The sequence below is a fragment of the Pedobacter ginsengisoli genome, assembly GCF_030244015.1.
GTDB lineage: Bacteria > Bacteroidota > Bacteroidia > Sphingobacteriales > Sphingobacteriaceae > Pedobacter > Pedobacter ginsengisoli.
Genome location: NZ_JASSYX010000002.1, coordinates 576148 through 593474 on the forward strand (window position 1 = coordinate 576148; position 17327 = coordinate 593474).

19 protein-coding genes are annotated in these 17327 nt (G+C 44.4%); 16 read left to right on the top strand and 3 right to left on the bottom strand.

Features of this window, described 5'->3' with window-relative positions; translation table 11 throughout:
* The first annotated feature begins 5 nt into the window (after window positions 1–5).
* From mtaB to QEP08_RS09600, 3 genes are read left to right on the top strand one after another with little or no spacing between them, the layout of a single operon-like run.
* Window positions 6–1325, top strand: coding sequence for a tRNA (N(6)-L-threonylcarbamoyladenosine(37)-C(2))-methylthiotransferase MtaB (gene mtaB, locus QEP08_RS09590; RefSeq protein WP_285057502.1), 1320 nt, complete (start codon window positions 6–8; stop codon window positions 1323–1325).
* 28 nt (window positions 1326–1353) lie between these two features.
* Window positions 1354–2508, top strand: a complete 1155-nt coding sequence (locus QEP08_RS09595) for a prolipoprotein diacylglyceryl transferase (RefSeq protein WP_285057503.1) — start codon at window positions 1354–1356, stop codon at window positions 2506–2508.
* A gap of 14 nt (window positions 2509–2522) precedes the next feature.
* Window positions 2523–3317, top strand: a complete 795-nt coding sequence (locus QEP08_RS09600; protein WP_285057504.1) for an inositol monophosphatase family protein — start codon at window positions 2523–2525, stop codon at window positions 3315–3317.
* Window positions 3318–3529: 212 nt separating this feature from the next.
* Here QEP08_RS09600 and QEP08_RS09605 read toward each other — a convergent pair whose 3' ends face one another.
* The 3 genes from QEP08_RS09605 to QEP08_RS09615 form a co-directional block, all read right to left on the bottom strand.
* Entirely contained in the window at window positions 3530–4087 is a 558-nt protein-coding gene (locus QEP08_RS09605; RefSeq protein WP_285057505.1) for a NifU family protein, read from the bottom strand.
* A 123-nt stretch (window positions 4088–4210) separates the two neighbouring features.
* Window positions 4211–5557 (bottom strand): adenylosuccinate lyase, encoded by a 1347-nt coding sequence (gene purB, locus QEP08_RS09610; RefSeq protein WP_285057506.1) that lies wholly within the window; start codon window positions 5555–5557, stop codon window positions 4211–4213.
* A 106-nt stretch (window positions 5558–5663) separates the two neighbouring features.
* The gene (locus tag QEP08_RS09615; protein ID WP_285057507.1) at window positions 5664–5876 is read right to left on the bottom strand and encodes a hypothetical protein; all 213 of its coding nucleotides are present in this window, start codon (window positions 5874–5876) and stop codon (window positions 5664–5666) included.
* Window positions 5877–6204: 328 nt separating this feature from the next.
* Here QEP08_RS09615 and QEP08_RS09620 point away from each other — a divergent pair, with 328 nt between their 5' ends.
* From QEP08_RS09620 to QEP08_RS09680, 13 genes are all read left to right on the top strand, one after another.
* Entirely contained in the window at window positions 6205–6771 is a 567-nt protein-coding gene (locus QEP08_RS09620; protein WP_285057508.1) for an RNA polymerase sigma factor, read from the top strand.
* A 5-nt stretch (window positions 6772–6776) separates the two neighbouring features.
* The gene (locus QEP08_RS09625; protein WP_285057509.1) at window positions 6777–7868 is read left to right on the top strand and encodes a S1C family serine protease; all 1092 of its coding nucleotides are present in this window, start codon (window positions 6777–6779) and stop codon (window positions 7866–7868) included.
* 252 nt (window positions 7869–8120) lie between these two features.
* A complete protein-coding gene (locus QEP08_RS09630) occupies window positions 8121–8729 on the top strand; it encodes a Pvc16 family protein (protein WP_285057510.1) in 609 nt (202 codons plus the stop codon).
* Complete coding sequence (locus tag QEP08_RS09635; protein WP_285057511.1) at window positions 8726–9835, top strand: hypothetical protein; 1110 nt, start codon at window positions 8726–8728, stop codon at window positions 9833–9835. Before QEP08_RS09630 ends, QEP08_RS09635 begins: the two co-directional genes overlap by 4 nt.
* Window positions 9836–9850: 15 nt before the next feature.
* Window positions 9851–11626, top strand: coding sequence for a phage tail sheath family protein (locus QEP08_RS09640; RefSeq protein ID WP_285057512.1), 1776 nt, complete (start codon window positions 9851–9853; stop codon window positions 11624–11626).
* Between the two features lie 3 nt (window positions 11627–11629).
* Window positions 11630–13054 (top strand): phage tail sheath family protein, encoded by a 1425-nt coding sequence (locus tag QEP08_RS09645; RefSeq protein WP_285057513.1) that lies wholly within the window; start codon window positions 11630–11632, stop codon window positions 13052–13054.
* 22 nt (window positions 13055–13076) lie between these two features.
* The gene (locus QEP08_RS09650) at window positions 13077–13511 is read left to right on the top strand and encodes a phage tail protein (RefSeq protein ID WP_285057514.1); all 435 of its coding nucleotides are present in this window, start codon (window positions 13077–13079) and stop codon (window positions 13509–13511) included.
* Between the two features lie 10 nt (window positions 13512–13521).
* Window positions 13522–14001 (top strand): phage tail protein, encoded by a 480-nt coding sequence (locus QEP08_RS09655; RefSeq protein WP_285057515.1) that lies wholly within the window; start codon window positions 13522–13524, stop codon window positions 13999–14001.
* 2 nt (window positions 14002–14003) lie between these two features.
* The gene (locus tag QEP08_RS09660) at window positions 14004–14165 is read left to right on the top strand and encodes a DUF5908 family protein (RefSeq protein ID WP_285057516.1); all 162 of its coding nucleotides are present in this window, start codon (window positions 14004–14006) and stop codon (window positions 14163–14165) included.
* Window positions 14165–14884: a CIS tube protein gene (locus tag QEP08_RS09665; RefSeq protein WP_285057517.1), complete on the top strand. Its 720-nt coding sequence runs from the start codon at window positions 14165–14167 to the stop codon at window positions 14882–14884. The genes QEP08_RS09660 and QEP08_RS09665 overlap by 1 nt, the downstream gene beginning before the upstream one ends.
* A 5-nt stretch (window positions 14885–14889) precedes the next feature.
* Complete coding sequence (vgrG, locus tag QEP08_RS09670) at window positions 14890–16620, top strand: type VI secretion system tip protein VgrG (protein ID WP_285057518.1); 1731 nt, start codon at window positions 14890–14892, stop codon at window positions 16618–16620.
* A 5-nt stretch (window positions 16621–16625) separates the two neighbouring features.
* Entirely contained in the window at window positions 16626–16904 is a 279-nt protein-coding gene (locus QEP08_RS09675) for a PAAR domain-containing protein (protein ID WP_285057519.1), read from the top strand.
* A 3-nt stretch (window positions 16905–16907) separates the two neighbouring features.
* Window positions 16908–17327, top strand: coding sequence for a GPW/gp25 family protein (locus tag QEP08_RS09680; RefSeq protein WP_285057520.1), 420 nt, complete (start codon window positions 16908–16910; stop codon window positions 17325–17327).

A 17327-nucleotide genomic window follows, 5' to 3' on the forward strand; every position in this document is an offset into this window, starting at 1 on the left:
CCTCAATGAAGACGGTAGCATTTTATACACTAGGCTGTAAGTTAAATTTCTCTGAAACCTCTACGATAGGCAGGTTGTTTACCGATGCCGGATATGGGGTAGTGGATTTTACAGCCGGTGCTGATGTATATGTGATCAATACCTGTTCGGTAACAGAACATGCGGATAAGAAGTGCCGTAAGGTAGTAAAGGAAGCGCTGAAGTATGCACCTCATGCCTATGTAACGATTGTAGGTTGTTATGCGCAGTTGAAACCTACTGAGATCGCGGAGATCGAAGGGGTGGATATGGTTCTTGGTGCGGCGGAAAAGTTCCGCATTGTCGAATACATCACTGACCTGACCAAACAGCCAAAAGCTGTGGTGCATCAGCAAAATATTGAAAAGGTAAACCATAATTTCATAGCCGCGTATTCAATAGGCGACCGGACCCGTACTTTTCTGAAAGTTCAGGACGGTTGTGATTATCCCTGTACTTATTGCACCATTCCGCTAGCCCGTGGCGGCAGCAGGAGCGATACCATAGAGAATGTGATCGGCAGGGCGCGGCAGATCGCGGAGAGTGGTGTGAAGGAGATTGTGCTTACTGGTGTCAATCTTGGTGATTTCGGAATCAGGAATGGCGAGCGTGAGGACAAGTTCTTTGACCTGGTAAAGGCGCTGGATGAAGTGGAGGGCATAGAAAGAATCAGGATTTCGTCGATTGAACCGAATCTGCTGAGCAACGAGATTATTGAGTTTGTAGCCACATCAAAGAGATTTGTTCCCCATTTTCATATCCCGTTGCAGTCCGGCTCTAATAAGATACTCGGATTGATGCGCAGGCGCTATCAACGTGAACTGTATACAGAAAGAGTTGCCAAAATTAAAGCTGTAATGCCAAATTGCTGCATCGGGGTTGATGTTATAGTGGGTTTCCCGGGTGAAAAACAGGAGGATTTCCTGGATACTTACCAGTTTCTCAATGAACTGGATATCTCTTATCTGCATGTGTTTACGTATTCGGAACGTGAGCAAACCGCTGCTGCGGAAATGAAAGGCCGTGTAGCAGGAAGTACCCGTGCAGACCGCAGTAAGATGCTGCACATCTTATCTGATAAAAAAAGAAGGGCCTTTTATGAATCGCAGATCGGTGCTGTTGCGGAGGTGCTGTTTGAGGATGATCAGAAAAATGGTTTTATGCACGGTTTTACCAGGAATTATGTGAAGGTAAGGGCCAAATATGATCCTGTGATGGTCAACGAGATCAAAATGGTAAAACTCGTGGAGTTCAGTGCCGGCGGTGAGGTAGAAGTTGCAGAAACAGAAGAAGTTTTAGCGCATTAATCCTATATTCGCATAAATTTTTATCCGTATGTTTCCTACTGTATCTCATTTTTTAGAATATCTTTTCGGCGTACAAATCCCACTTCCCTTTAATACTTTCGGGGTATTCGTTGCGCTTGCCTTTATTGCGGGATACTGGGCTTTTTCTCAGGAGTTTAAACGAAAACAAGCCCTGGGAATACTTCATCCGGTCAGGAAGCTGGTTACAGTGGGTAAACCTGCTACCAGCACGGAGTTGGTCCTGAATGGCTTATTTGGCTTTTTGATCGGATATAAGCTCGTACACGCTCTGCTAAATTATAAATTGTTTGTAAACGACGCCCAGACGGTTTTACTTTCTACACAGGGAAATCTATTGGGCGGACTGTTCTTTGCCGGCCTGTTTGCCTATTGGGACTATAAGGAAAAGAATGCCCATAAACTGGATAAACCTAAAACTGTTGAGGTTATACAGCAGCCCAATGAGCTGATGGGCAACCTGATCGTGTGGGCTGCCGTATGGGGGTTTTTGGGTGCCAAGATCTTTGATAACCTGGAGCATTGGGATACTTTTGTGCAGGATCCTATCGGTGGTCTGCTTTCTTTTAGCGGACTCACTTTTTATGGCGGGCTGATCTGCGGTGGTGCTGCGGTATTGTACATCGCCCGCAAAAACGGAATTAAGCCTTTACATATGCTCGATATCGGCGGGCCGGGTATGATGCTGGCCTACAGTGTAGGCAGGATTGGCTGCCATATGTCTGGTGACGGTGATTGGGGGATCGTCAATTTGAATCCTAAACCTTTTAGCTGGCTTCCGGACTGGTTGTGGGCTTATACCTACCCGAATAATGTTGCGGGTGAGGGCGTGCCTATTCCCGGTTGTACAGGCAAGTTCTGCAATGTGTTGCCAGACCCCGTGTATCCAACACCAATATACGAGGTGATTATCTGTTTTATTTTGTTCCTGTTTTTATGGAAGATGCGTCACCGCATTAAGTCTCCTGGTACCATGTTCGGGATTTATCTCATGTTAAATGGTATTGAACGTTTTTGCATTGAATTGATCCGTGTGAATACCAAATATCACGTGGCCGGTATCCCCTTTACCCAGGCGGAACTGATAGCCAGTCTGCTTTTCCTGGCTGGCTTGCTTCTTGTGGGCTATTCTCAAAGGAATAAAGAAAAATTGGCTAATTATTAAACTCATTTACGGATTTGGATTACGAACTGCTGTGCAATAAAGTTATCGCCATTACGCGTCTGACGGGCAATTTTATCAGGAAAGAATCTATGAATTTTGATGCGAGTGCCATCGAGTTCAAGGGGTTGAACGATCTGGTCTCTTATGTGGACAAAAATGCGGAGAAGCAACTGGTGAGGAACCTGAAGAAACTGATTCCGGAGGCCGGGTTTACAACGGAAGAAAAAACCATCAATAGCAAAGGCGAAGTCTACAACTGGATCATAGATCCCCTTGACGGTACTACAAATTTCATCCACGGGATTCCAGCTTACGCCATCAGCATTGCCTTATATGAAGGGGAACTGCCCGTAATAGGAGTGGTCTATGAAATCAACAGGGGCGAAATGTTTTATACCTATAAAGGCGGGGCGGCTTATCTGAACAATAAAGAGATCAGGGTTTCAGGGAGAACAGCCTTGTCCGGTTGCCTCCTGGCCACCGGATTTCCTTATTATCAGTTTGACAAACAGGCGAAATATATGCAGCTCTTTTCTGAGATGATGCAGAAATGTCACGGTCTGAGGCGGATCGGTTCAGCTGCTGTTGACCTGGCATATGTGGCATGCGGCAGGTTCGATGCTTTCTTTGAGTATAACCTCAATGCCTGGGATGTGGCAGCGGGTGCCTACCTGGTACAACAGGCTGGAGGAAATATACTTAATTTCAATGGTGGCGCTGAGTTTATCAATACGAGGGAAATCCTGGCTACTAATGCGAAGATCGACGGGGAGTTGCTGGAGACGATTGACCGGCATTTTAATCAGTAGTGAGTCGCTGGTATCAACTGGTCTTTCTATTCCGGGATCCTGAAATAAATTCAGGAGACGACCGTAAAATTAGGCGCATAAAAAAACCTTTGTACTTTGAGGACATGTAAAATCTTTCCTTCAAAAGATTTTGGGTCCGAAAAGTACAAAGGTTTTTATTTGTTGAAATTTGCTGATACTTTGAATTGTCATTTTAAAAGGCGGGTTGCCTCTTACAGTGCTTCAGACACCACTTCCTTCACTTCAGGTACCATTCTTTGCAATAAGTTCTGTATACCTGATTTAAGAGTGATTATCGAAGAAGGACAGCCGCTGCAAGAGCCTCTGAGCTCTACGGTAACTACGCCATCATTCTCATCAAATGATTTATAGCTGATTGCTCCGCCATCCTGTTCTACCGCAGGACGAACATAATCGTGCAGGATCTGCTGGATCTTGATCTCAGTATCTGTGCCCTCAAAAGCAGGAGCCTCTTCGGAAGTATCTTCCTTGATCTTATATTCTGACTCAACGGCACCTTTGACAAATTCTTTCAGGATGGGTTCCACATCTGCCCAGTCCGTACCTTCGGTCTTGGTGATGGTTACGAAATTACTGGCAAAAAAGACACCGTTTACAAAGTTGAACTTGAACAGTTCTTTGGCAAAAGGAGAATGCTCTGCACTTTCCTTAGTTGCGAAATCCTCACTGCCATTGATCAATAATTTATTGACCATGAACTTCATTGTAGCAGGGTTCGGTGTTTGTTCTGTATATACGTTGATAGTCATTGTCTTATTTTTTTCTACAAAAATAATTAATTCATTGATGTAAATTCAGACCACGGTGTCTGTTTTAGGTCATTATATTTTAGAATGATTATAATCTGCTTATGTGATGCGGATACGAAACAGTTAAAATACGCCTGTATATGTAAAAGGAGTGATCTTTTTAAGTTCTGCCTTTACCTGTTCATTTACATCCAGTCCGTCTATGAAATTGGCCATGGTCAATGCTGTGATTTTCTCATTGGTACGGGTGAGGTCTTTCAGGGCCTCATATGGATTGGGATATGCTTCCCTTCTCAAAACAGTCTGTATGGCCTCCGCTACTACCGCCCAGTTGTTTTCCAGGTCGGCGTTTATAGCGTCTTCGTTCAGTAATAATTTGTTCAGGCCTTTTAAAGTTGATGCTATAGCTATGGAAGTATGTGCCATCGGCACGCCAATGTTCCTGAGAACCGTAGAGTCCGTAAGGTCTCTTTGGAGTCTGGAAATCGGAAGTTTGGCTGCAAAGAATTCAAATAAAGCGTTGGCTATCCCTGCATTTCCTTCTGCGTTTTCAAAATCAATGGGGTTTACTTTATGCGGCATGGCCGATGAGCCCACTTCACCTTCTTTAATCTTTTGCTTGAAGTAGTTTTTAGAGATATAAGCCCAGATGTCCCTGTCCATATCGATCAGGATATTGTTGATTCTTTTTAAGGCATCGCACTGTGCAGCAAACTGATCATAATGTTCGATCTGGGTAGTGTATTGGGCACGGCTCAAGCCCAGGACCCCGTTTACAAAATTATTCGAAAATACTACCCAGTCAGTTTGAGGGTAAGCGATATGATGTGCGTTGAAATTGCCTGTCGCTCCGCCAAACTTGGCACTGTTCGGAATGCTCTTTAAATTATTCAGTTGTATTTCGAGGCGTTCGGCAAAAACCATAAATTCTTTGCCCAGCTTAGTAGGAGATGCCGGTTGTCCGTGTGTATGCGCCAGCAACGGGATGTTTTTCCATTCTGCGGCAAGTTCTCTTATTTTAGTAATCAGCTCAGCAATCTGAGGATAGTATACCTCATTCAGCGCCAGCTTTACTGTAAACGGGATTGCGGTATTGTTGATGTCCTGAGAGGTCAGCCCGAAATGGATGAACTCTTTGTAGTCCTGCAGGCCAAGGTCATCAAACCTTTTCTTGATGAAGTATTCTACAGCCTTTACATCGTGATTGGTAATTTTCTCGGTGTCTTTGATTTCCTGGGCATGCTGGTCATTGAACTGCTCATGTATAGCCCGGAGCCTGGTATAGTTAGATTTATCAAAATCCTGCAGACCGGATATTTCCGCCTCACAAAGTGCAATAAAGTATTCTATTTCTACATGTACCCTGTATTTGATGAGTGCATATTCAGAAAAATATTTAGAAAGGTTTTGTGTGGTATTTCTATAACGGCCGTCAACCGGAGAAATGGCTTGAAGAGGAGATAAATTCATGGACTATACTGTTTTTTCAAGCGCAAAGGTAGCATTATTAGTCCAACAAAAAAGGCGTACGATGTTGATCGTACGCCTTTTTATAAGTTTTTGACTTAGCTTAGTACTAGTGTTTTACTGTATCAGTAGTTGTAGTAGTAGTAGTAACAGCTGTATCTTTTACAGTTGAATCAGTAACTGTAGTATCAACATCAGTAACAACTGCTGAAGAATCAGTTAAGGTAGTATCTGTAGATTCGCCAGTTTTTTCTGAGTTACAAGCTGCTACTGATAAAGAGATTGCTAAAGCTAAAAAGCCAAATTTAAATGCGTTTTTCATTCTAATTCTGTTTTAAATAATTAATTAATTTTAGTGGTTAATACCTTAAAGTTTAAAAGGTAACCCAGGTAACCGAAAAAAAATAAAATATTTTTTATTTGTTCCTGTTTCACAGCGCAAATGTATTGTTTCTGCTTAAATAATCAGGAAAAATTTAAAAAAATACAATTTGGGTTACCCTTAGAGGTTGTAATGTATTAAGCAATGAGCATCAGGAGCTGCATAGTTCACTAAGATGAGCAGTAAACGATGTATGAATGAAAAAATCAAAAAAGATTATTTTTTTATTTAACATTGGGTTACCATTCACACATAAATGTATTAATTGGTGAGTAATAAGTTAAGCAGTTCAGTTCCAACAGATAGAGAGGTAGTTTTAGGGATCTTAAACAACTCGGAAGATGCGCTAAATAAACTGTATACCGGATATTTTCCGATGGTATTGCAGTTTATCCTGAATAACAATGGCGACGAAGATGATGCAAAAGATGTGTATCAGGAAGGGATCATTGTTCTTTACAATAAAATAAAAGGCGGAAATTTTGAGTTGAGCAGTAAACTAAAGACATATATATATTCGGTATGCCGGCGCATCTGGCTAAAAAAGCTAGCCCAGCAAAGCAGGAAGACCAGTAATATCGCCGACTTTGAAGATGTCATCGCTACTGAAGATGATGTGGAACAGCACGAAGAGAAAGACTTGCAGTTTGAGAAAATGCAGGCTGCGCTCCTTCACCTTGGTGAACCCTGTAAAACTATTATTCAGGACTTTTATATCAATAACCTGTCTATGCAGGACATCTGTGAAAAATTTGGTTATACCAATACAGATAATGCCAAGACACAGAAGTATAAATGTCTGCAGAGACTTAAAAAAATATTTTTTCAAACCTAGTTGAAATGAGGAACGAGATAGAGTTAGAAGGTATCATTGAAGATTACCTGAACGGCAAGCTGACTGAGGGAGAAGCCAAAGCTTTTGAAGAGTTACGTTTAAATGATCCTTCAGTTGATCACCGGGTGGTTACACACAAGGTTTTTCTGGAATCTTTGCAGGACTATGCTGCGATATCGGAACTTAAGCATAAAATGGATCATGCGCATGCGCAGATCGATGTCGATGCACTGAGCAGGAAGCTTGGGCCACATCCTTCATTTGTAGTGAACATCTGGCGTAAAAACAAAGCGGCTTTAGGTGTGGCAGCATCTTTTATCCTGCTTACGATGGCGATGCTTTATTCTATACAGCAGAATACACAGCAGATCGGGAGTGTGGAACTGATGAGAAGTGAGCTTGGTAAGATTAAAAATTCCCAGAGCAGCCTGATCAGAAAGATCAATTCTACTGCAAGCGAACCGAAAAATGAACGTCCTGCAAATTATGGGGGGACAGGTTTTGCGCTGACTGCAAATGGCTATGTGCTGACTAACCTGCATGTAATTAAGGATGCGGAATCCATAACCGTTGTGGATAATAATGGCAATTCCTATAAAGCAAGGGTGATCAGAACTGATTCTCAGTATGACCTGGCTATTCTTAAGATAGCTGATGACAATTTCACGCCGCTTTCAAATCTGCCTTACAGGTTAAAGCAAAATGGTGTAGCTATGGGGGATGAGGTTTATACTTTGGGATTTCCTAAGGATGACGCTGTGTTTAATCAGGGTTATGTAAGTTCGAAAACAGGTTACAATGGTGATTCTACGCAATACCAGGTGTCGATTCCGGTCAACCCGGGTAATAGTGGCGGTCCGCTTCTTGACCAGCATGGCAATATTATAGGAGTGATCAGTGCCAGGCAATCGCAGGTTGACGGTGCAACGTTTGCCGTGAAAGCGAAATATATCCAGGAGACGTTAAATACCATTCCAAGTGATTCTTTAGGTAAAAAGCAGGTTTTCAATAAAAGGAACTCCATGCAGAACTTAAGTAAGAGTAAGATCATTCAAAAGTTCGATGATTATGTGTTCATGATCAAAGTATATAAATAGGCCTGAACTGTTCTTTTTGTCTCATTACGCGCAGCGGGTTATCGGGTTTGTTTATGAAACCTGATAACCCGCTGTTTGCTAACCCATATGCCCACTTCACTTAGTAGAGAAATTAGCGAAGATCTAAAGCTATACTTTAGTGCTAATCATCCTTATTGAATTTTTTTTTACGCTAATTAATTGCCATTAACCGTGCTGTTGATTTAGCGAAGCGTTTTCATTGAGGGAGATTATGTATTGTAATTTAACTCTATGATCCACAATGCTTTAAGTTTTATTTCTCAGGAGATTAACAGGTACCTCAACAATGCTGCGGGTACAGCTAATGACAGCCTTGTTGCCGTGACCAGTATTGTTTCCAGTGGAAAGCTGGCCATTCCGGGAAAAACGATCGGCCTCACCCTGATGAATATTGAGGAAGACCGTGTGGCTAAAGACCAACGGGTTACGGTTAAGAATGCGCTGGGTGAAATTGAAACCAGGAACCCGGATATTTACTTGAACCTTTTTATCCTGATTTCCGCGAATTTTGAAGCGGAAGATACAGAAGATCCCACTGAAGACTATTTGGAGGGATTGAAACAGCTCTCGCAGATCATTACTTTTTTTCAGGGCAAGAGTGTATTTACCCAGTCAAATTCCCCGTTGCTGGCGTTGATAGATCCGTCTATCGAACGTCTGAGCGTCGAACTGTTCAGTTTCAATTTTGAACAGATGAACCATTTCTGGAGCATAGTCGGTCATAGTTATCTGCCCTCTGTGCTGTATAAAATACGCATGATCACCATTCAGCAAAATGTACAGCTGGTACCGGATGGAATAGTAACCAATGTTGAACTGCTAACCAAACACAGATCATGACAGCCTACAGCAAACTGATTTCTTTAAGAGTTAAGCACGATTATTACCAGGATAATCTGAGTGCAGACCTATATTTTAATCCGGTAGCAGCTGTAAAAAATACCTTTAAGAATCAGCGATGGCTGAGTAAGGTATATGATACCGGATTTAGTGTGATCTGCCAGGCCGATGCGACCAATAAGCCGGTCATAGGTATCGGTGACATTATTTTGCATTATGGTATTGGACTTAGAAATGCAGCGAAATTTAGCGCGGTTACGGTTCTGGACCAAATGGCACCTGCCAAAGCGTTTTCAAATCAAAAAAAGATGTATTTCTACAATGATGCTTTGAATGAAGTATTGAAGTATAAAATTCTTGACGACATTATACCGGATGTGTGTAGTTTGAGGTTTTCAGTAGCAGATGTCCATACTGCCGTGACACTGAGGGTCAATAGTGAAGCTGTCGATAACCATACTGTTGAGTTTGATGTCAGCGGTGCTCCTCTTCCCGGGCCTTATCACATCGACAGGAAATCGGATAAGACTTTCTCAAAGTTATTGGAGATGCGGCATTTGCCGGATGGACTGTATACCATCTCTGTGAAAAATGCCGCTGATACCGGTGCAGATATCGTAACATTTACCTTTTTCAAAAGTACTGAACTGGCAGCAATGTCAATTTTCGGAGTTCTTGACCTTAGTATACCTGCGAGCAATTCAGCTATTACGGAAACGAAGTTCAGTATCGATTTTAAACGTAAGTCCACCACATGGAAGTATTTTGTTGTCAATCAAAGCGGAATTGATCTCGATGATTTTGACATTCTTTTAAAAGACAAAAGCAATGACGGTACGCCGGATGGGAACCCGGTATACAGTAAATATAATTTTTCCGGAAACCCGCCCGCACAGCCAATACCTGATTCTCTTAATAATGTAGCGGGAACGAGCACCCTGCTGTTTGCCAGTACGGCGAAAATCCCATTTTTTGAAACGGTTAAAACAGGACTTAAACTGATTAGAAAAGAAGGGGGGACTGAAGTTGTATTGTTGGAAAATTTACCCAACCCAATGCCGGAAAAACAGGCCGGAGAGGAAAGTAAGATTTATGTATATGTTTAAATAATTCATTAAGATATGGCGTTGACCTATAAACACCCCGGAGTTTATGTTGAGGAGATCTCAACAATTCCACCCTCAATTGCACAGGTAGAAACTGCTATTCCTGCATTTATCGGTTATACCGAGAAGCGGGAAAAAAATGGAATTGAATTTGGCGCAAACCTTCCTCAGCGGATCACCTCGCTCCTGGATTATGAAAAGATGTTTGGCTATGCTTTCAAAGAAACGCTGGACGTAGTGATCAATGAGCCCAAACCCGGCGAGAACTTTCCGGCTATTGCGGTTTCCGCACCGACGCCTTCACCTTACATTTTATACTACCATGTGAAGATGTTTTTTGAAAATGGCGGCGGACCATGCTATATTGTATCCGTAGACAAATTTGACCTGGGAGCCCCTGCGGTGACCAAGGCAAAGCTGAAGTCAGGTGTCCAGGCATGCGAGAAGGAGGATGAGATCACATTGCTGGTACTCCCTGAGAGCATTGGCCTTGTGGCTGCAGATATTAAAGAACTCAATGACGCCATGCTTGCCCAATGTGCCAAATTGCAGGACAGGTTTACACTTATAGACGTCCCGCAGGGCGGTACTGCAGTCATCACGACAGTGGCCGATAATTTCAGGAATAACCTGGTGAGCTCGGACAATTTGAAATATGGTGCCGCTTATTATCCGCAGATACAAAGCGGGGCTACCTACAACCGTTTGGGAAATGATGACATAAAAATACAGGCAGATAACAGGGGCGGGATCAACGCCGGAATCTACAAAAAAACAGGAACTGCTAAAGCAATCACAAAGGTCATCGATACCGCTGCGCCTGTGGCGGCTGTTAAGGCAAGTGCAAAGATAACGATTACCGGCATTCAAATTGAGAATCATGCGATCTCCATTAATGGAATGGGGCTGTTTTTCGGAGCTGGAGGCATTGCGATCGGGGCAAATCCAACGGCTGCTGCCGCTGCGCTGGTAATCGCAATTAATACGCATACTGACATTAAAGAGCTGGTTGTGGCATCGAGTATTGCCGATGTAGTCACGCTTATAGCTAAAGTAGCCGGCAGCGACGGCAATAAGATCACGGTAGTCTATGATCCGAAAGGAGGTGTACCCAGGATCACCGTGAGTGGCAAGACACTAACCGGTGGTTTTAGCAGTGTGGATTTTGGCCTGTACAATTCCATTCTTGCTGCGCTGGACGGCTTTACGGTTCCATTGTACCCGTCAGGTATGATGGCAGGAGTGATGGCCAGGGTAGATAGCGAAAGAGGAGTCTGGAAAGCACCGGCAAATGTAAGCATTAGGACTGTCGACAAACCGCTGGTCAACATCAGTGATGAAGACCAGGATTACCTGAATATTGATGCTACGTCCGGAAAAAGTATCAATGCAATCAGGAAATTTGCCGGAAAAGGGACATTGGTATGGGGAGCAAGGACATTAGCAGGCAATGACAACGAATGGAGGTACGTTCCGGTGCGCCGGCTTTTCATTATGGTGGAGGAAAGCGTAAAGAAAGCCACTGAATTTGTGGTTTTTGAACCAAATGATGTCAATACCTGGTACCGGGCCAAAACCATGTGTCAGAGTTTTTTAACCCAATTGTGGCGGCAGGGTGCCCTGGCTGGTGCAAAACCTGAAGATGCTTTCTTTGTGAATGTTGGATTAGGGATCACAATGACTGCACAGGACATTCTGGAAGGCAGATTAAACATAGAAATTGGTATGGCTGCAGTAAGGCCGGCTGAGTTCATCATCTTAAAGTTCTCTCACTTATTAGCAAAATCTTAAATTATGGCAACGAATTACAAAACACCCGGTGTTTATATTGAAGAAATAAGCAAGTTACCGGCTTCCGTAGCCGCTGTTGAAACGGCTATACCCGCATTTATGGGCAGAACAGAATTTGCCAAAGATGAAAACGGGCTTGATGCTCCAAATGTCCCGATCAGGATCACTTCCTTTTTAGACTATAGCAAATACTTCGGCGGAGCGAATCCTGAAACTGCAGTTTTTTCAGCTTCAGGGACACCAACCATTACTGATGTAACAGAGTCTGGAAAGATCCGCCGTACGATTACCTGCGAGGCCAGGAAAACTGCTGTTTCGGGGGCTTATATGTATTACGCCATCCAGATGTTCTATGCAAATGGTGGCGGCCCTTGTTATGTTGTGTCAAGCGGACCTTATGGCTCAAATTTTACCAATGCCCTGGGCACAGCGAGTCTGGCCGCGATCGCAAAAGTGGATGAGCCAACGATGCTGATCTTTACAGACAAGCACACCAGTGCGACTGCTACCTCATCTGGCTACCAGACCCTTTATGATGCGGTTTTAGCCCAATGTAACAGGTTGCAGGACCGGATCGGGATCTTTGATCCCTGGGTGCTGACAGACAATCCTTTTGATGACGCAGCTAAGATCAGGGACAGCTTTAGCATGGATTACCTGAAATATGGCTGTGTGTATTATCCATGGCTGCAATCTGTGCTGAACTATGGTTATGACGAAGGTGTGGTCACTGTGGCTCATACACTTGACGGAGTGAACAGCGCCTATAACGGGTTGACCTTGTCGGCAATAAAGGCAATAGACCTGAGTACTTACCGTGCTGTAAAACTGGAGATCGACAAAAATGTGATCGATCTGCCTCCATCAAGTTCTGTTGCAGGGATCATGGCCAGGGTAGATAACAACAGGGGCGTGTGGAAAGCACCTGCCAATGAAAGCGTAAAAATGATCAGCGGACCGGCTTTAAAAGTGACCTCGGAACAGCAGGAAGGTTTGAATATCGACGCGACCACAGGAAAGTCCATCAATGTCATCCGGTTCTTTACCGGTAAGGGAACTCTGGTCTGGGGAGCGCGTACACTTGCCGGAAATGACAATGAGTGGCGATATATTCCCGTCAGACGTTTTTACAATTTCGTAGAAGAAAGTGTGAAGAAAGCAACTGAATTTGTGGTCTTTGAACCCAATGATGCCAATACCTGGCTGCGGGTGAAGACCATGTGCGAAAATTTCCTGAATACCCTGTGGCGCCAGGGGGCCTTGCAGGGTGCTAAACCGGATGACGCTTTTTTTGTAAAAATAGGCCTGGGCATCACCATGACCTCTCTGGATATCCTGGAAGGGAGAATGAATGTGGAAATTGGTATGGCTGCGGTCAGACCTGCAGAATTCATCATCCTTAAATTTTCTCACAAATTACAAGAATAATAAATCATAAAATTTAAATATTATGGCAAATACTTATCCATTGCCGGTGTTTCACTTTCAGGTGGAATGGGGCGGTTCAAGAATTGGTTTTACAGAGGTTTCCGGACTTACGGTCGAAACCCAGGCTATCGATTATCGTGAAGGCAATTCACCGGAGTACCATGTTACAAAAATGCCCGGCATGCAGCAATTTGCAGCAATATCCATGAAACGGGGCATTACCAAAGGCGATAATGAACTTTTCCAATGGTTCAATACTGTGAGCCTCAACAAGATCGAGCGACGGGATCTCACCATTAGTTTACTCAACGAGAGCCATGAGCCTGTAGTCGTCTGGAAGGTTAGGAATGCCTGGCCATCAAAAGTGGACGGACCAACTTTGAACTCTACAGGCAACGAGGTTGCTATAGAAACTGTGGAACTGGCGCATGAAGGTTTAAGCATAGAATTCACCTAGTTTTTGACGTATGCTCCCGTTTTTATCTCCCCCGGTTGGCTTCCACTTTCTGCTCCGTATAGAGGGCCTGCTCCTGGAGTTTCCGGGCATGCCGGATATTGGTTTTACCGACGCTACCGGACTGGAAGCTGCGATTACTACCGAGGAGTACAAAGAAGGCGGCGAGAACCGTTTTGCACACAAACTGCCGACTGCGGTGACCTATAGCAACCTGACCTTAAAGCGCGGCCTTTTACTGGGCTCTTCTGCAATGAAGTGGTTCAGGGAAAGTGTGGAAACCTTCAGCTTCAAGCCAAGGGACATCACCCTGATCCTGCTGAATGAAGAGCACATTCCTCTGCAGGCCTGGAATTTTGTGAATGCATATCCGATAAAATGGACTATTGAAGGGTTCAATGCGCAGCAAAACGGATTGGTGATAGAAAGCATCGAGTTTGCGCATCAATATTTCAGAAGAATAGACGTAACGGATTTATCAGGAGGAATTTAACCATGCCAGTAGAAATTAACGAGATCATCATTACGACTACCGTCACCAATAATGTAGCGGGATCTGCCGTGGTAAGCGCAACCGGACAAACGGCAACCGATAAGAAGCTGAAAAAGGCGCTGGAAGAGCTTAAGAAACAAATAAAAACCAAGAACGAAAGATAATGTCGATCAGTCAGCTGTTAGGAGAATTGGGCAACCTGGAAAAACTCGTGATTGAGGTTTATACGGGAAGGGACTATTCGGGCTCGCCTGCGGAGACCTTTAATGTGCTCTACAATCCGAATACTTATTTTATTGAGTACAAGAATGAGCTGGACAGCGAGACCCCGGTCAACGCAACGGACAGTGTAAGGCAATTTAAAACATCAGGGGGTAAAGAATTAAAACTTGACCTGCTCTGGGATGCGACATCTGCTTCCTATTCGGGAAACTCGACTTTTCAGGCCGACATTCAAAAAGACAAAACGGTACACAAGGTGATTGAAAAATTCATCGACACCTGCTTCAAAGTAAAAGATGATACCCATCAGCCTTATTTTTTAAAGATACACTGGGGTGAATTTACTTTTCAGGGGATACTGACAGCGGTGAAAGTGACTTATACCTTGTTTGACAACACCGGGAAGCCCCTGCGGGCAAAAACGGACTGTACATTCAGCAGCTATACTTCACTCGTGGAGCAGTCGAATGAGCAGCAGAACAATTCACCCGACCTGACCCATCAGCGCACTGTTGAGGGTACGACTCCGCTGCCTTTGATGACCTTCAATATTTACAAAAATGACCGCTATTATCTGGAAGTCGCAAGGGCAAACCGCCTGAACAATTTCAGAAAATTAAAACAAGGACAACAGATCTTATTTCCACCAATTGAAAAATAATTGCCATGCCAGAGAATAAAGGAGCACAGAGCTTTAGCATTACGATTAACGGACAGGTTTTACCGGATTCGGTGGGCTTGCTGGAAATCGTCGTGACTAATGTAGTCAATGCTATTCCGAAGGCAAGACTGGTGGTGAAAGACGGAAGTGCTTCTGCACAGGACTTTGAACTGAGCAACGGGACAGATTTTATTCCCGGTGCGGAGATACTGATCGCTGCCGGAAACGGCGGGGAAAATGAAACCATCTTTTCCGGGCTGATCGTTAGTCAGACCATCAGAGCGGATCAGGACGGCAGTTTTATGGAAATAGAATGCCGTGATCAGGTCGTCAAACTGACTGCCGGTCGTAAAAATAAGGTATTCGATGAAGACATCTCTGATGCCGACGCCATTACCCTTATCGCTGATGATGCCGGGATTGCCGCGGACATCACCGGACTGGACATGGTGCACAAGCAACTTGTCCAGTTCAATTGCAATAACTGGGATTTCATTCTGGTCAGGGCAGAGTTAAACGGCGCGCTGGTGATTACGGAAGGTGGAAAGCTGATCATAGCTCCTCCCGATGCGGCACAGGAAAGTACAGCTACTTATACTTATGGCAGTGAGATCTATGAATTTGAAGCCCAGATGGATGCCCGGACACAATTTCCGAAGGCACTCACGAAATGCTGGGACTATAGCAACCAGGAAGTACAGGAAAGTGAATCTGAAACCACCGCACTGCCGGAGCAGGGTAACCTGAACGGGGATGACCTCGCTGAAGTACTGGGCTGGGCAGATAATTCCTATTACCATTCGGGTAAGATTTCCAGTACAGAAAGTGCGAAATGGGCCAGTACGGAATTGTTCAGAAGCCGCCTGAACCGGATTGTAGGGAACTTTAGGGTGATGGGGGACAACAAGCTGAAACCGGGCATTGTCGTTGAACTTCTGGGTATAGGCGAAAGATTTAGCGGGAAATGCCTGGTAACAGGCGTGATCCATTCTTATTCTAACGAAGCTGCCTGGTATTCCCATGTTCAGTTTGGTCTGGACAAGACCCTGCACAATTATAAGTTTGACGATGTGGCTGAAAAGCCTGCTACAGGAATGGTCCCCGCGGTTAACGGATTGCAAGTCGGACTGGTCACCAATATCCATGAAGACCCGGACGGAGAGAGCCGGATAAAAGTGAAAATACCGACAGTAGACAATGACGGAGAAGGAATATGGGCCCGCCTGTCAAATATGGATGCGGGCAACGGACGCGGCTGGGTATGGAACCCCGAACCAGGCGATGAAGTCATTGTCGGGTTCATTAACGACGATCCGCGCGATGCTTTGATCCTGGGCCGCCTGTACAGCAGCGCCAACCCGCCGCATTTGACCGCGGATGAAGACAATAAACAAAAGGGGCTTTTAACCAAAAGCGAGCTGTCTGTTTTATTTGACGATGACAAAAAGATCATTAAGATCAGCACTGCCAAAGGCAACCTGATCACGCTGGATGAAGATCAGGGCAGCATCACCATCCAGGATGAAAACAACAATAAGATAGAAATGACATCCTCCTCGATCAATATAGAAAGTGCCGCGGACATCACTATAAAAGCGGCTGGCGACATCAAGATTGAGGGTGCCAACATCACCACTACTGCCAATGCGCAGCTTAAACAGAGTGGCAGCGGAGGAGCAGAAATCAGCTCGTCTGCGATCACAAAAATTAAAGGAAGTATGGTCAATATAAATTAAATGATATGCCAAATGCAGCCAGAGTAACAGATTCTACAAATCACGGGGGAATGATCATTGGCCCCGGGGTACCAACAGTTTTAATCGGCGGTATGCCTGCCTGTGTAATGGGAGACAATCATGTTTGCTCAATGCCGCCCAATGCGCATCAGCCTACCGTAAGTGCTTTCCCGATGGGAAGCGTGACAGTCATGATTGGGGGAAAGGCAGCCATAAGAACGGGTGATGCCTGTATTTGTGGCGCGAGTGCAGTGGTAGGTTGTCCAACAGTAACAATAGGATAGGATATGGAAACAGAAAGCAGCTTTTTAGGTACGGGTTGGTCATTTCCTCCAAAGATCACCAGGTATGCCGGTTCAGACAGTTTTGCAACCGACATGGTCTCCGATGTAAAGGACATCAACCAGAGCCTGGAGATCCTGTTTGGAACTGCAGTTGGTGAACGGGTGATGCAGCCGGATTATGGCTGCAACATCAATGACATGATCTTTGAGCCTATAAACGTCACACTCGTGACCAGAATTACCGAACGGATCCGGAGGGCCATCATTTATTATGAGCCGAGAATAAAACTGGAACGGCTGGATGTCGTCAAAAATGACGAATACGGAATCATCAACATGGTTGTTGAATATACCGTTCGCAGTACCAATACCCGCAACAATATTGTATACCCTTATTACCTCAACGAAGCAACAAATCTTTAA